The sequence below is a fragment of the Parabacteroides sp. AM58-2XD genome (genome assembly GCF_003463685.1).
In the GTDB taxonomy this organism is placed as follows: domain Bacteria; phylum Bacteroidota; class Bacteroidia; order Bacteroidales; family Tannerellaceae; genus Parabacteroides; species Parabacteroides segnis.
In genome coordinates, this window is sequence record NZ_QSDP01000032.1 from 30,644 (window position 1) to 45,783 (window position 15,140).

Sequence of the window (15,140 nt, forward strand, 5' to 3'; positions counted from 1 at the left end):
TTTATAAATACATACTTCTATATAATATCCACAAATTACACAGATAAAATAACCAGCAAAAGCATAAAATATTTGATATTGGCGTTCCAACATTTTAAGTTAAGAAGAATAACGTTCGCAGCTTGTTTTTATATTTCGTCTGCATTTATAAGCTACGCATTTTCTACTTCATTGCATGCTGATATTCATTCAGCGAGGGACAGGCTTGCAGGATCATCCTGTCCTGTTCTCTCAGCTTCGCCCTGACACTCGGGATATGGTGTCTTGCCATCCGCGTGAGGATACCGGGCAGGTCACCGTCCACGATGGGCAGGCGGGCAGAGAGGCACGCCGCCAGCATGTCGGATATGAAGCCATGCACGGGATCGCCCTTTTGGGCGCTTTCCCATCTGCAAGAGTCCACATACGTGCCGTCCTGCTTGGAAAGCAGGGTGTGACACAGGAACTCGGAGAGCATGTCGTCATCCACGCGGTCGAGCCGGCTGATGAGTTGACCGGGAAGGCACATGCGTCTCCGGAAATCTTCACGGGTGATCACGCGTACGGGGCGGTTGTCTATCTCCTTGCGTACCGACTTTAGGAGGGCATCGTCCTTTTCGGGTTCCTTGCCGGAAAGGAACACCCATACCGGCGAGCCTGCCGTGAGGAATCCTGTCGGGCAGGGACAGTCCTTGTACCACCTCACGATTTCAGAGAATTTGTGCAGCAAATAGTCACTCACTTCATTCTCATAAAATATGCGGCCCGTATCGGGGGAAAACGTTTTCATCATGATCCCCGCACTTACCGGGAAGCCACAACGCATGAGGCGACCAGCGCTCTACCCGGCAAAAGTATGAATTTGTTCAATTTTAATGTTGCCATATTATTCTTGTTTTTGAATTTACTCTGTTCCATATACAAAAAACGGAAGCTTCGGACTGTCACAGGTGGAAGCTTCCAAACATTTTAATTTCATTCACTTGTACCGCATCCGCCGATGCGAAGTGAACTAACTTCGAAAAAATATCTCCATGCATGCCTGCCGGGGTAAAGCTGGCAGGCTGCCATGCTAAAGTACAAGCTCCGGGCTTTCACAAGTGCGGGCCTTGTTTTATGTAATAAAAAAGTGGTTTCCCACTTAATAAATCCAATCCCTTTTGGGGATTGAACTTTCCTAAAAATTCAAAAAAACTGTGTCCTACGGGCATTGCTACCCTTCGGCGGACATCTGGCGACCTTTCACAAGGACGCATTCCGTTTTCTTCATCGTAACTCTTCGTATATATGTCTAAATTGCACTTTTTCCTTTTTTACTTCCACGCTTTCCTTTTCCGCCCAGAGGAATGTGATAAAAGGAAGCGGTGGGCTGCATCTCGTTTAATCATAAAGAAGGCCCTAGGATGCCCGAACACAACTTAAACAGACAGCAGCCCACGCTTGTAGTGGCTGTATAGGAGTCAGTCCTGTTCCTTTAGCAGAACCAGCTTCGGTCGATGGCCGGCAGCTCCTTTTTCCAATACCACTTGCGCCAAGCGAAATGTTTGCGCACCACGAAGTAGCTTACTTCCTCGCTCTCTTTTTCTGCCTCGTAATCAAACGCTGAATGGCCGACAGCCAAGCGTTCAGCCCAGTAAAGGAGGTAGTAAGCGAACAGCGGCAGGGCGGCAAATCCCCAGCATACCTGCCAGCCCAAAAGCAGGGACGGCAGCAGGGACACACAAAAACATTCCGTGTATTGCCGGCGGTGGATGCTCATCTCCATCTCTTCCCAAATGCCTTTCTCGCCATAAGGAGGGCAGTCAGGGTAACCAGAGGCAGGGTCACGTAATCGTAGGGATTCAGCCGGCCTTGCAGCAGACGGGCGATTTTGCTGTCATAGATGATCATAGCTCTTTAGTTATTGGTGTTTCATGCAGTTTTACAGGTCTCTCTCGGCGCGGATGAACGTGCCTTGATTGTTGTAGTACAGTTCCCAGCCGGGGATGTCTATCTCGTAACCGCCCGGTTGTTTCTCTACCTTGTAGGGTACAGCATCGGGGTAACGGGTAGCGATGTCCGTCGCGATGGCTTCCGGCAGGATGCCGTTCGGCAGCGCGGAGAACTTGCAGTCCACGCTTGTCCAGTCGCCCTGTCCGTCAAAGTCCAATTCCGTCCCATCCGAGAGCCATGCCTCGTATTCGGTTGTTCCGTCATCCTTGTCACGCACCGCACGGGTGCATTTCACACCGGGGAAGTACTGTGCGATGAACTGCCGCGCCTTTTGGGGCAGCGCGTCGTAGCCGATTTCCTTCTCGTCCTTGTCGCAGGATGCCGCTGCCAGTATCACGAGCAGCAGCAACAGAGGTTTGACAAATACCTGTTTCATGTCCTTTTCTATTTAGGTTTCTGTTTGTTATTATTCAATTCTTATCCTTCTCAAAGCGTTTTTTTGTTCCGACCTCCGGGGCGGTTGTTCAGCGGGCGGTTCATCCGCCTGAGCAGTGCGGCCTCAGGCTGTCAAGGAAAGGCGTCTGCCGGTTGCGGATGCGCAGGTCGCCGAATGTCCGGGACAGGTTCTTGTCCAACTCGATGTTGAATGCCCGCTGCACGTACTCCGACAGCCTTGTCAACGGGACATCCCCGAATACCTTGCGGCTGTCCAAAGCAAATAGCAGTTCGGTCAGTTCCGTCTTCGTCGCTTTCCACGTCAGGCGCACCTTCGGCAACGATTCTTCGGCTTGCCGCAGCTCGAACGCCTCCAATTCCTTCGTCAGGTAGCGGATCAGCCGCTCGTTGGCAAGAAGCCGTGCCGCCATGAAGTTACAGTTGGTCGAGAAAGACGGATCACGCTCGTGATGGAACGACTCCAAGTAGAGTGCCGTGTCAAGGTTGCCACGCAGGTAATAGAGCGCGTCCAAGTGGGTCAGCCCGGAGCGGTAGTAACGCACGAAGTCCGAACGTTTCTCGTTGTAGCGGTTGATGCCCCGTATCTCGTCTATCAGGTAGCTTCGCTGCGACTCGCTGCCTACCGGACGGTTCATCTCGATGTTGTATATCTTGCGGTAGTAGATGAGCCGGTGACAGATTCGGGGTTTGACCGTCTTGAAGAACTCGATTTCCTCCACTTCGTCACGGAAAGTATAGTCCGCGATGAAGGCTTTCAGTTGCAGGAAAGCGTCAGCGAGCACTAACGAGGCTTCGAATGACTTCTTGATCATGTTCAGGTCTCCGGCCTCTATCTTCTCCACCTTCTTTTCCGCCTCTTCCTCAAGCCTTGCTGCGAAGTCCTTCATGTCCGTCCGTTCAGCCATGCACGGGTATCTTCAGTTCCAATCTCTCGTCGTCCACCGCCACGCAGTAGTCGGCAAGGCCGTACCCTTCGAACTGCTCGGTGGTCACTTTCAGGTGTGTCACCTCTGTGCCGTCCAAATTCACTTCGTCCGTCAGCGTGCGGAGTTCCGGGTTCATACGCAGGGCGTTCTCCGCCGATTTGCCGTAGGCGTTCCAAGTCTCGTCCGTTCCGCTCCAATGGAGGTGGACGGCATCCGTGTTGCCTTTTTCCGTTTCAAGTATTTTCGTTGTTTTCATTTGTCTTCTGTTTTTATTGAAATAAAGGGGAACTTGCCGGTCTTTCACAAGGGCGGCAAGCTATAGGGTTATTATACATATTCCTCCCGCTGTGCTGGGGAGGGTCTTGATGTATTTAAAGTGTATATATCTCTTGTTGGTTATGAAAGTAAATTACACCATCCGATGCGTCTTTCTGAATTGCAATTTACTTTCATGATTCTAAAGTTTAAATTGTAAATAATAGGTTGAGCGTATTACTTATACTTATCGGAATAAGCTCTGTAATTATTATAAATGGTTTCTTGTTCTATGGGTGTATCGTTTGTAGGACGATTTTGGATATACTTGACAGCAAAAGATGTTGCGGTTTCACTTGTAGTAAAGTATCTCACACCCTCACTATCAGTATACCACCTTGTATTTTGTACAGGAACATACATATATTGGCCCGGAGTACTTAATCGACCTTCTATATAGTCTTTGTAAGTATAAGAATTGGTAATAGAAAGGGCTCTTACAGTTGCTTTCACGTTGTATAGTGAACTTCCAGACACATCTTTTACATATACATTATTTTTGCTCATAGCAGCACTCCACCACATATATGCAGGATCGCCACACGTATTTCCTGTACATTGCCATTGGGTCGTTCCGAAGAAAGGATGGTCTTTATGAACATTCCAACAAGTGGTATAAAGGGGAACGATACAATAATTGTACTTGTTTAACGATCCGTATGTAGCATCTCCCAGACGAACTCCAGAAGAAGCATGTGCAATGACAAAATCTTCATTTATATGTGATTCTCTACCCCAAGTCATCCAATCATGCATTGTCCCGGTGACATTCAGATCTATCCAATCATCATCCACGTTTGCATTCTGTATTTGTAAATGAACGGTACGTTTGCCATTGTTTGTAGCCGTGTTCTCTTGTGTGTCCCACCGTTTCTTCACGTATGATGCCGTACCGCCCGTAGAAGTACAGGTTATGAGTGCATCGTCCCCATACGTAAGAGAACCATCATCCATTACTCCGTCTTGTCCGGCATCCATCACTATACGGGCCTTTATCTGTGCTCCATCCTTGAAGCGTCCGCCTGTCAAGGAGATATTCCACTTCTCCGCCTCACGAGAAATATTTCGTTCGCAATCCTTGAAACCGAAGTCAGCGGTAAAGGCTTTCTGCTCCACGCAGTACATGATGTTTTTGCTCATATCCTCCTTGCATGCAAGCAGCGAGGCAAAGCGATTCTCACTCGGGATGCTTAGCGTCTGCAAGTAGAAGTCACCCTTCGATGCATTATTGTAGATGGCTTGGTATTTCGTATTCTTGTTGTAAGTGGGTGATGGGGTTATAGCCAACCAGTCCGATTCTGTTATATTTTGAACTTCAATAATGTCACCATCGGAGTATTCATCTTTAAACGGTTGGCTGGTTGTTTCCGGCACGGAATAAACCCAGAACCCGCCATCCTCTTCAAAGATATTTGTTTCACCATCTACACGATTTGCTTCGACATTGGGGCGAACTATCCAAAGCTTTTTATCTTCTTTTCCAGCTTGGTAGTCATCCACACTTTTAGTTATCACCACACTGGAATATAACCAATCTTTTGTTCCATCCCAAGAGACTTTGATAGGGATGTTTGAGCCGGGTGTTATTGTCTTAGGGGTAACGGTCAGACCAGAATTTTCTGAAGGAAGGATCATTCGCGTGTCATTTGGGTCAGACGAGCTGAAAGTTATATAGAAAGCTACCTGATCTTTCATCTCATCCGTCTTATCCACGTAGGCTATAAACTTCTCGTTCGATACACCCAAGTAAACAAAGTTATGCGAGATTTTATAAATATAGGTCTTCCCTTTTTCCCACGTCCCAGTGAGGGCTGCACCCACAGTGAACTCGGTGTTGTCGGTATTCATAAACGTCACCTCCACCTTTGCACCGTCCAAGGCCTGCGGCACCAAGAAGAAAGTCTCGTCTTCCCGAGTAACAGGCGAACCTTCTGTGCCTTCCACTGCGTTATAAACCCAACTGACGGTGAAATCTTTCTTATCGGACTTTACTTCCGTCCAAGTGGAAGAGGCAATATCATACGTGCCTTCATACTGCAAGTTGTACAGTTTGACGGACTTTACCACACAGTTGGGGAGGTCGCTTCCTGCCACGAATTTTACGGCCGATAAGGCATGATCGAATGTCAATGGAATGGCTTCCTGTTCTGCCTGGTTGGTAGCGACAGCCGTCATCACGTCCATCTGCTTCTTCACGTCTTCGGGAGCGGTGTAATGGAGCTTTGGAGTACCGTTCTCGTCCGCACCCGATACGGTCAAGCCCTCCGCGTTGGCGGTGTGCGGATACCAGGCATAGAAGTTCAGGGACTTGACGCCCGGCCAGTAGAATTTCTCTTCGGGATACCAATAGGTAGTACCGTTCTCAGGGCTTCCTTTCGTTGTCGGCACATTATACATGAAGTCGGGCGTACCCTTAATATCCGTATAGGCCGATACGGCGAAAGTCTCCATGATTCTGTCTTTCGTCTTGTTGTCTTCGGTCACCTGTGTACCGCGTGTCATCATCCGGTTGTCACCGGGAAATCCGTCGGTCACTTCGGCGGAGAGGTAGACGGTCTTTCCGTTCACCTTGCCTTCCATCTCGACGGGTTCAAGCTCTTGCGTGGCAGGAGCGGAAACCGCACGGGTGCCGTCCGCCTTCGTCCACGCTTGCGAGCCGGGCGTGCTCACGGCGAAGCTCAAGCTGTGGTCGCCCTTGACAGGGCGTTGACCTCCGTTTTCCACCTCGTCCGTACAGGCGGAAAACACTGTCAGTGCGATGAGCGAAAGGCTCATCAGTTTTTTTCTTGCTGTCATATATATTTTTATACCTTTTTACACGTCAGAATGTCGTGCTACAATATGGTTTCCCAACTTATGCACTTTCATTCAATATGTTTCACTAATTGATAATTCCACTTTATTGTGATAGAATCTTGATATGTACTTTTACAAGCTACTCTTAAGTATGGCATAACGAAAATTGTGAGAAGTCGTTTTCCAATCAATACCGACTTGGAAACCTGAGACAAACTGACCCATTTCCGCAAAATTTCTACCAACTCCAGTTATTAGATAACATTTAGTCAAATCATTAGTTGGTGCCGCAGCGATCCAGTACCAAATATCCCCATCCTTCTTTTGTAATGGTTCCCCATATACCTCGTTATTACCGGGACATTGGCCATTTTGAGTCAGCTCATATATCCAATAAACCAAACGCAACTTAGTGCCCCATGTTGGATTTATGATTTGCCACTTTCCTTGTCCGTATACAGGATGGTTCTTATCCACTTCCCAATATTCATGGCTCTCCGTTTCATCATAAGGTCCAAAAGTTCCGTCTTTCCGTGCCACGATAACGTATTTCGGATCTGATTTGTAATCTTGAATGTAGTTCGGTGGGAACATCGTTCCTCGCCAAATGGTGTACCAAGTGTTTTCGTCCGTACCGGGAATGTATGTACGCTTGGTATTGAGATCATCAGGATCTGACGGAATTGTTATAGGTGCCGTGCTATTCACCTTGATTTGTACCACGAAAGGAGTTGCGTCTTTCTTTGCCTTGCCCGGACCATCGCCCACATTGTTCATGCGAGGGCTGGTAAAGTCCGCTGTTGTTTTCCCGGTCAGATCGAGGTTGTCTTGGAAAACCTCATAAGTCTTGTTTCCATCTCCATCTGTCACCTCATACGCCAAACGGGCGGTGATGGCATTCACTGAAGTGGGAGCTTTCAAATCCACTGTGAACGGGTCTCCATTGGCACTGATGTTATGCGATGTGTAAGGATTACCGTCCGTACCATTCGTTCCTTTGAAGAAGGTCACTTCCGCTGATAATTTACTGATTGAAAGCTTATATGTCACAGTTGTTCCTGCTGCCCAATAGCTATAACCATACCCATTAGCCGTAATGTCCTTCAACTTTGCACTCAATGTCTGTTCTACCCCGTTCATCACCAACAGCACTTCCAAACAAGCATCGGTATTTTCATCAAAACTTTGTGGCATCATGAAGAATGTCTCCCCATCACCCGTGAGCTCTGTTTCGGTATTCACTGTTATATTTTTATCTATATTATTCAAGGTGAAGTTTCGTGTATCATCATCCATATTAAACGGATAACGAATGGTTCCAGATGCAGGAACACAATGCGATCCCTTATATTTTAAACCTTTCAGCGTAATGGACTTGATGGTACAAGCAGGGAAATCATCACTTGTCTTGAACTTCACAGCTGTGAGCATGTGCTCGAAACGAATAGAAACGGCTGCATTCGTTTCTTCTATCTGATAGCTGTTGGCCATCATAAAGTCTTCTTGGTCGGCTACCTGTTCAGGTACTTCGTAGAACAGATGGGTCTTGGTAACTACGTTTTCCTTCGGTACGGTCAAGTTCTTTGATTGGTAGGGATACCATGCGAAGAAGTTCAGCTTCTTGCCGATAGGCCAGTAGTATGGTGTTTCAGTGCTCCAGCCGGAAGAGGCATTATTTTTCGTCACCTTCACGTTATACATCAAATCCAACACATCGGGGAAGTCTCCCATTTGGGTCGTGGCCGACACCGCAAATTCATCCACTTGCTTGGCATCACTCACCTGCGTGCCACGTGTCAATGGCTGGTTGTCACCCGGGAAACCGTCGGAGATTTCGGCTGTGAGGTAGACAGGCTTGCCGTCCAGTTTGCCCTCCATCTTGACTGAGCCAAGTTCGTGCGTCTCTGAAGTGAAAGCCGAGCGGGTGCCGTTCGGCTGGTTTTGTGTGCTCACGGCAAAGGTGATGCGGTGGTCGCCCGTGCCCGAGTCACGGCCCGCGTTCTCCACCTCGTCCGAACAGGCGGAGAACATCGCCACTATGATGAGCGACAAGCCCATCAGTTTGTTCTTGTAGTTCATATCTTATTTTTCGTTTTTTATTCGTAGTTCATTTTCTGTCTTACAGGTTTTCTTCCTGCTGGCGGAGCGTCCAGCCGTTTACTATCACCGTGAAGTGGATGGGGGAACCCAAGATGGACTCACCGGGATTATCACTATTCGGTGGCGTCACCCCGGCACCATTGCTCAAATCGAGTGTATAGATAATCTTGTCGCCCGATTGCCAGTTGTTTCCGATGGCCACTGCCGCCCATCCGTATTCACCCACGGTGGTGGGATAAACCTGTGCGCCCGTGTCGGTAGTGATTTTCAGAAGCAGGGCGATGTAAGATCCGTTCGCGGCGTTCTGCCTGTCGTTTGTCGTGTTCCACGCAGTGAGTTGTTGCGGAAGGAGCATGGCCGTGCCTCCATCACCCATGAGCGATGTGGCATCCGCCGTGAGGCGTACAGGCTCTTTTAAGTCCTCCGTGGTATAAGAAGCATAGCTGTCGTCTTTCAGCGTCCAACTGCCATCGGCATCAGCATCCGAGGGAAACGTATAGTCACCGGTAGAGCGGACAGAGCCGATGCGCACCGCTTTTACATCGTAGCGATAGACTTTGTCGGAACTCTTGGCACGTATCTCTACTTGCGTCAATGCGTGGTGCATCACTAATCCCACGCCGGCGGCATCGTTCTTGCTACCTGAGGTATAGCCGGCCAATAGGTCGCGCTGCTTGGATATGTCGGTTTCGGGACTGAACCCCGTCACTTTCAGCTCACCGATGTTGTCGCCCTCGTAGGTGCCGCCCCATTCGGAGGCTTCGGGACTGACCGCCACGAAGCGCAGCTCGCTGCCATCCTCCGGCCAGTAACGCACAGGGTCGGAATACCATCCCGATCCTTCCTCGTAGCTGAAAGCCAATTTACTGAACTCGTACTTCTCGTTTCCCGTAGTGGCAAAGGCCGAAACGCTGATTCCGGCTTGCCTCAAGGCAGGAAGGTCGGTTGGGAGGGCACGTGTGTTCATGCCTACCGCCGTTCGGAAACGGATCTCTGCGCCTTGCCGCATCTCCACCGTGCTGTCGTTGGAGCACGAGGCGAGGACGAGGGCGGCTGCCGCCAATACATGAATCGCTTTATATTCCATACTTCTATGATAGTTTATTGTTTTTTCTCTGTGTGACCGGAAAAGGAGCCGCCCCGTATGTGGGCGGCCTTGCATTCAACCTCGTCCGGCCTGATGGGCGCACTCCCTACCTTGGCTGTACTGTGTGCTATACAGCGGACAGCCACCGGGCGGAAGTGCGGTTTGGTTATTGATTTTTGATTAAATGGATGTTCGGATTACATTTCCTGATTTTTATCTTCCGGAGTCCAAGGATTAACAGTAACCGTGAACTTGATAGGTTCACCCAAAATGTCCTGACCTTTGTCCGGGTCTTTTTGAGGCTCGTTCTTGTTCCAGTCCTTTCCCGGATCTACAGGGTCAACCTTACCTGCTCCGTTAGTGAAATCAAGTGTATAGATGTACTTGTTACCTCTTACCCAAGTGAATGAGACGGGAACGGAAGCCCAAGCGAAACCATCTGCCTTTTTCGGATAAACCAAGCCTCCGTCTTTGGTTGTGATTTGCAGATATACGGAGATGTATGAACCGATAACGGCATCATCAATGGCTGTTCCGTCCCATGCTGTTGTAGTTTGCGGTATCAGCATAGCGTTTTCATACAGATTATTGTTGGTCGCATTCTTTTCCATGAGCGGTTGGGCATCAGCCTGCAAAGTAATCGGAGTGTCATAATTCACATCGTAAGTCTCCACTTCTGATGCATTATTCCAAGTTCCGTCAATGACATCGAATGTAGCCTTTTTGTTCACCTTTGCGATACGGATACCTTTTACCTGATACTTGTACAGGTCATTACCGTTCTTTGCATTGATTTGAATTTGAGAAAGGGCATGATCCATTACCAAGCCCAAGCCGCTTGCCTCATTAACACTTTTCTTGCCGGTTGCTCCTGATACATAAATCATGTCTGCTTGGTTCTTAACATTTTTATCAATAGTCACATCCGTCATTTTAATGTCTGAAGAACTTGTGAACGCACGTGTACCGGTCCAGTTTGTGGAAAGAGCGATGAAAGTCAATTCCGCATCGTCGACTGGCCAGTAATATTTCTGTGCAGATTCAAAAAAGTTGCCGTTCTTTTCATACTTGATAGGATCTGCCACACCAAAATACGCTTCCGTGCCCTTGTAAGCCGTCACGTTGATGGCATCTAAGTTTCCGGTGGTAGTTTCTACTGCACGGGTATTCAATCCTACCACTGAACGGAAACTGATGGCACTCTGCTTAGCCACTTCAACGGTCTCGTCATTAGAACATGATGCCAGTGCCAATGCGGCCACCGCACACAAATAAATTTTCTTGTTCATTGTTACTTAAAACTTTTAATTGGTTAATATAAATAATTAAATAATTATCTATTGATAGATCATCAAAAAAATGAATGTCAGTTTACCTGTTATTAATATATTAATTGTCAGTTTATTTCTGCATCTTTCTCTTTGTCCGTCCAAGAGTCAACACCTACGGTGAACTTGATGCCGTCGGTCAGCGTGGCGTCTTGGTCTCCGCCATCTTTCCACGGGCTGACCGCTATTCCGAACTTGATCCGCTTGCCCAAAATGGGCATTCCCTTTGCGGGGTCTACCACACCATTCGGCGTGACAGCTGCTCCCGGATCTGTGGGGTCTACGCGTCCGGCACCTTCGGAAAAGTCAAGCGTGTAGACGTATTTCTTGCCGCTTTCCCAATCAAACGGAACCGAGATTGCTGCCCATCCGTAAGTCGCATCATCAGCAGTAGAACCTGCCGGATAAACCGAAGATCCATACTTGGAAGTGACATTAATCTTCACGGAGAGATAATACCCCACATAGTCACCGGCTGTATTTGAAGTTTTAGAGCCGTCCCATTTCAAAGCATCCCCACCGGTTTGCGGGGGCAGGATGGCGATCTTGGCATTTCCCATAAGGGATTCCGCCTTGCTTCCCAACTCTACGGGGGTATCATAAATCAACTCGTAATTCCTCATGTTGGTGCTGTGACCGATATTGAGTGTCGAATTAATTGTAGAAAGGTCAATAGTGACATCTTTGTTCACACCACAAAGACGGATGCCTTTCACCTTGTACTTGAAAGCCTCGTTGGTATTCATCGCCTTGATTTCGACAGACGAAAGTACGTGGATCAAATCCACGCTTATGGGATCATTGAAATTGGTTTTATTTCCCGTCACATTCGCCACTACGTAATCCTTTTGGTCGGGTATATCCTCGTCTACAGAAACTTGTACCGTCTTCTTGTCTTTCGTCAGTTCGAAGCCTGCCTGCCACTCGCTCAACTTCGGGTAAGCAAGGAAAAAGTTCAATTTGCTGTTACCGTTCCACGATTGGGGCGGACTGGCTATCCATGCGGAACCATTATATGAGTATTCCGTCTCATCATACAGCCGGTCTCCATTTTCCTTGAATGTCGTCACGTACAGCTTGTCGTTCTGTTGCAACCAGCCGGTGTTCACCTCCGTAGCCCGTGTGTTTATTCCCACCACGCTTCGGAAGCTGATGGCGTTCTCCTTCGCACGTTCGACGATCTCGTCGTTGGAGCAGGATGCCAGTACCAACACGGCTGCCGCACATATATAAATCGCTTTGTTCATATACTTGTCTTTTACTTATGTCCTTTTTTATCGTTCCTTTTTTACGAGCATCAGTTCATTGGCAGATCAATATAGATTTCCTGCCAGTCCTTCACCGTCGGCTGCAAACCACCACCGCCTGTAATGGGCTTCGGAAGCGGCAACTTGTCTATCTCAATCACGATGTGCGTCGGGTCTTGTGCCGGGTCATGCAGCTGGTCGGTCACGTCCTCCTCGAAGTAGTAGCTGCTGCCATCCGACATCTGCGCATAGATCATCAGCTTGTGCTCTCCGACTTCCTTCGGGCAATGGCCGAAGAAGCTCAAACGCCCAGTCAGCGTCGTCTTATCCTCGTTGGCGCGTACCTCGAACGGATGGTAACCTTCTCGTCCGTCAAACAGTCAATGCCCGCCAGCCAGCCGCCTGCCATGCCCGTCACGGACGCGCTGAGGGCACTCACGTGCCGAAGGTTCTCCACGTTGCGAATCTCAACAGTGCAGGTGTTCACACGTGACTTCGGGGTCAGCACTATCTTTTGGACGCCTGTCTCAGGGTGGATGTCAAGCCGTTCGGAGTGGTCGCTCCAAAGGGCTTCCGGTTCCATCACGCTGCGTTCCTCCTCCGCGCCGCGTGCCAGCGGTGCTGTCTCAGACCGGGTGGCCAACGCCCCACGCAGCGAACGGGTGTTGCCCGTCGTCACCTCGAACGTCTCCGTCCGTTCCTTGTTCTGGAGGCGGTGCGTCTCCTTGTCGCTGTTCACACAAATCGCATCATACATACCCATCGGGACGGTGATGGTTCCTCCCGTTCGGTCAGTGAACTCGTAGCGCATCGGCTCCGATCCGTCCTCCGGGTAGAGGTAGAGGCTCATCGTGGCAGGGTCGGCGTCGGGAGCTTCCGTCCAGTCGAACACCACCTCCAATTGCGTGGTGTGGGAATGGTCGTAGCACAGGTCCTTGTGCTCACAGGCCGTGAGCAGGGGAAGCAGCATTACCGCCAGACATCCTGCGATTGCCTTGCGCAATTCCTTGTATATCCGTATATGTGTCATTTCGTTCCTCCTTTCTTGCTATTCTGATTGCCGTTTCCCAGCAACCAAATAAGTGAGATTTCAGCCCGGGTCGGGCCGAACCAGTGGCGCTGTTTTGTCTCTTTGTACACGTAGCAATCGTCCTCCGGCTCATATACCTTGTACTTGCCGCCACCGTAGCCGATACAGAGACCGAAGTCTATGTTCAGACGCTTGGCGACAGGCAGCGAATAACCGTATTCCAACCCGAAACCGTAACTGAAGTTGCTCAGATATCCTTTGCCGCCCGTCTCGAAGTCGAAGGTCAAACCTTGGGCGTACACGCCGAGGTGGTGTCCCTGTAATGGCTTTTCGGCTGCCTTCCGTCCGAAGTACTTGCGGATGTCAAGCTCGCCGCCGTAGATACGCCAGTAGCGGTGACGGGTGTCGTTCTTCCACCAGGCGTACATCCAGTTCCCACTGATACTCCACCCCTGGCCGAGGTAGAACTCCAATCCCACGTTCGGAACGAGGGCCACGTCGTAGAGCAGGTTCGTCTTTACCGCCATGAAGAACGGTTTCTTTTCCGTTTCTTCCTTGTCCGCGTTGTCCTGCGGAATCGTATCGTCCTCCTTATTATAAAGTGTGGCTGTCGTATCGATCTCCTTCTCGGTGGTGTCCGCCGTGTCATCGGGGTTCATTACGTTGTCGGATGCCGGTTTCAATTCGGCCTGTGCCGGCTCGGGGTCCATCACCCGCTTGATTCGTTCCACCTCGCATACTACCAACGCTCCGCTGCGTAAGCTATCAAAGAGGTTCTCCTTCATGTATTGCCATGCGCGTCCGCCGGCAAGGTTCATTAGCTGACGTTTGCGACCGTCCACCACCTTGCCCTCGCGTACCACCCACTCGGGTGTGTCACGGATGATGGCGATTGCCTTGTCGCGCCAAGGGGCATCGGTACGTCCAAGCTTTTCAGCCAATTCGCTCCAGCCCTCTCCTTGCGGCTGGAGTGTGAAGATGCTGTCGGGCAGAGAGAGGTTGTCTTTTAAATAATCCCGCAAATTCTCGCCACGTTTCCGGGCGAGTTCCTTGTTGTACTTCGTGTTACCGTCGGGAGAGACGGACGCCTGAATGAGGATACGCCTGAGCACTACAGCAGGGTCGGCTCCCAGAGAACGGATGCTGTCGCCCAGTGCCGCAAGGTGCCGGTCGTTGTCCATGTAGGGAAGCTCCAGCCGTGCGTTTGCCGTGCGGTAGTAGATCGTGGTGCGGAGGCTGTCCGACACGATACCCGCTTGCGCCTTTCCGGCGAGCAGTGCCGCCAGCAGCAGGGACGGAATGATTTTTTTTCTCATATCGTATTTTTTAATTTATTAATTCTCATGTGTCATCGCCCGGTATTTTTCGGCTGATTTATTATCTTATTGGTTTGCAAGGTTTTACCCCCCCCGAAAATTCTTCCGTGGCGGCGTGGTCTTCGAGCGAAACGCTTGACAGCCGCGACCGAAGCTCGTCGAGCATATCCCGGAACACTCCGCAAACCCGACAGCTGTCTGTCTCGCACGAGCACTGGACGCAGGGGAGAACCGTGCGACAGCAGTCCATGCGGAAGTTGCCTTCCAACGCACGCACCACCTCCAACATCGTCACCTCCTCCGGTGCACGGCTGAGCATGAAGCCCGGTCTTGTTCCTCCGCATTGTGAGCGCAGGATGCCTGCCATCACCAACCGTCGCAACGCCGGCGAGAGGGCACGCACGTTCATGTGGTAACGCGCCGCTATCTCGGGGGCATTGAGCCAAACATTGTTGTGCCAGCCCCATACAAGGTAACGGCAGGCGATTAGCCGTATCGTGTGGGGTTACTCAGCATGACCCGCCCCTTTCCTTCGTCATTTGTTTCATTTTATCGTCTCCTTATGTTTTCTTGCCTATTTGCCGTACATTTGCGAATAGTACGGCAAATACAACGGTTCACTGTATTT

At 49.8% G+C, this 15,140-nt stretch carries 13 protein-coding genes and 1 pseudogene; all 14 read right to left on the reverse strand.

Going from position 1 to position 15,140, the window contains the following annotated elements:
- Positions 1–163: 163 nt before the first annotated feature.
- Entirely contained in the window at positions 164–772 is a 609-nt protein-coding gene (locus tag DXA15_RS09895) for a hypothetical protein (RefSeq protein WP_128133921.1), read from the reverse strand.
- Positions 773–1,453: 681 nt separating this feature from the next.
- Positions 1,454–1,744 carry a hypothetical protein gene (locus DXA15_RS09900; RefSeq protein ID WP_233567097.1) on the reverse strand — a complete coding sequence of 97 codons (291 nt, stop codon included), beginning with the start codon at positions 1,742–1,744 and terminating at the stop codon, positions 1,454–1,456.
- Positions 1,745–1,900: 156 nt separating this feature from the next.
- Positions 1,901–2,347: a PepSY-like domain-containing protein gene (locus DXA15_RS09905; protein ID WP_077153715.1), complete on the reverse strand. Its 447-nt coding sequence runs from the start codon at positions 2,345–2,347 to the stop codon at positions 1,901–1,903.
- Positions 2,348–2,397: 50 nt separating this feature from the next.
- Positions 2,398–3,254: pseudogene (locus tag DXA15_RS09910) on the reverse strand (RteC domain-containing protein).
- Between the two features lie 10 nt (positions 3,255–3,264).
- Positions 3,265–3,597, reverse strand: coding sequence for a hypothetical protein (locus tag DXA15_RS09915; protein ID WP_233567099.1), 333 nt, complete (start codon positions 3,595–3,597; stop codon positions 3,265–3,267).
- Positions 3,598–3,785: 188 nt separating this feature from the next.
- A complete protein-coding gene (locus DXA15_RS09920; RefSeq protein WP_128133922.1) occupies positions 3,786–6,404 on the reverse strand; it encodes a fimbrillin family protein in 2,619 nt (872 codons plus the stop codon).
- A gap of 132 nt (positions 6,405–6,536) precedes the next feature.
- Positions 6,537–8,483: a fimbrillin family protein gene (locus DXA15_RS09925; protein ID WP_128133923.1), complete on the reverse strand. Its 1,947-nt coding sequence runs from the start codon at positions 8,481–8,483 to the stop codon at positions 6,537–6,539.
- A gap of 40 nt (positions 8,484–8,523) precedes the next feature.
- Positions 8,524–9,591, reverse strand: a complete 1,068-nt coding sequence (locus DXA15_RS09930) for a fimbrillin family protein (protein WP_128133924.1) — start codon at positions 9,589–9,591, stop codon at positions 8,524–8,526.
- Between the two features lie 197 nt (positions 9,592–9,788).
- Complete coding sequence (locus DXA15_RS09935; RefSeq protein ID WP_128133925.1) at positions 9,789–10,880, reverse strand: fimbrillin family protein; 1,092 nt, start codon at positions 10,878–10,880, stop codon at positions 9,789–9,791.
- 107 nt (positions 10,881–10,987) lie between these two features.
- Positions 10,988–12,166 (reverse strand): fimbrillin family protein, encoded by a 1,179-nt coding sequence (locus DXA15_RS09940; RefSeq protein WP_128133926.1) that lies wholly within the window; start codon positions 12,164–12,166, stop codon positions 10,988–10,990.
- Positions 12,167–12,216: 50 nt separating this feature from the next.
- A complete protein-coding gene (locus DXA15_RS26235) occupies positions 12,217–12,471 on the reverse strand; it encodes a hypothetical protein (RefSeq protein ID WP_233567101.1) in 255 nt (84 codons plus the stop codon).
- Between the two features lie 8 nt (positions 12,472–12,479).
- Positions 12,480–13,196 (reverse strand): DUF5119 domain-containing protein, encoded by a 717-nt coding sequence (locus DXA15_RS09945; protein WP_233567103.1) that lies wholly within the window; start codon positions 13,194–13,196, stop codon positions 12,480–12,482.
- Complete coding sequence (locus DXA15_RS09950) at positions 13,193–14,512, reverse strand: DUF3575 domain-containing protein (protein WP_128133927.1); 1,320 nt, start codon at positions 14,510–14,512, stop codon at positions 13,193–13,195. Before DXA15_RS09950 ends, DXA15_RS09945 begins: the two co-directional genes overlap by 4 nt.
- Positions 14,513–14,573: 61 nt before the next feature.
- Complete coding sequence (locus tag DXA15_RS27945; protein WP_369683058.1) at positions 14,574–15,008, reverse strand: Rrf2 family transcriptional regulator; 435 nt, start codon at positions 15,006–15,008, stop codon at positions 14,574–14,576.
- Positions 15,009–15,140: the final 132 nt, after the last annotated feature.

Bases quoted from the DNA above. Each gene is read 5' to 3' on its own strand.
- DXA15_RS09950 (WP_128133927.1), bottom strand. From the start codon at position 14,512: ATGAGAAAAAAAATCATTCCGTCCCTGCTGCTGGCGGCACTGCTCGCC.
- DXA15_RS09935 (WP_128133925.1), bottom strand. From the start codon at position 10,880: ATGAACAAGAAAATTTATTTGTGTGCGGTGGCCGCATTGGCACTGGCA.
- DXA15_RS09940 (WP_128133926.1), bottom strand. From the start codon at position 12,166: ATGAACAAAGCGATTTATATATGTGCGGCAGCCGTGTTGGTACTGGCA.
- DXA15_RS09945 (WP_233567103.1), bottom strand. From the start codon at position 13,196: ATGACACATATACGGATATACAAGGAATTGCGCAAGGCAATCGCAGGA.
- DXA15_RS09905 (WP_077153715.1), bottom strand. From the start codon at position 2,347: ATGAAACAGGTATTTGTCAAACCTCTGTTGCTGCTGCTCGTGATACTG.
- DXA15_RS09925 (WP_128133923.1), bottom strand. From the start codon at position 8,483: ATGAACTACAAGAACAAACTGATGGGCTTGTCGCTCATCATAGTGGCG.
- DXA15_RS09920 (WP_128133922.1), bottom strand. From the start codon at position 6,404: ATGACAGCAAGAAAAAAACTGATGAGCCTTTCGCTCATCGCACTGACA.
- DXA15_RS09930 (WP_128133924.1), bottom strand. From the start codon at position 9,591: ATGGAATATAAAGCGATTCATGTATTGGCGGCAGCCGCCCTCGTCCTC.
- DXA15_RS09895 (WP_128133921.1), bottom strand. From the start codon at position 772: ATGATGAAAACGTTTTCCCCCGATACGGGCCGCATATTTTATGAGAAT.
- DXA15_RS09900 (WP_233567097.1), bottom strand. From the start codon at position 1,744: ATGGAGATGAGCATCCACCGCCGGCAATACACGGAATGTTTTTGTGTG.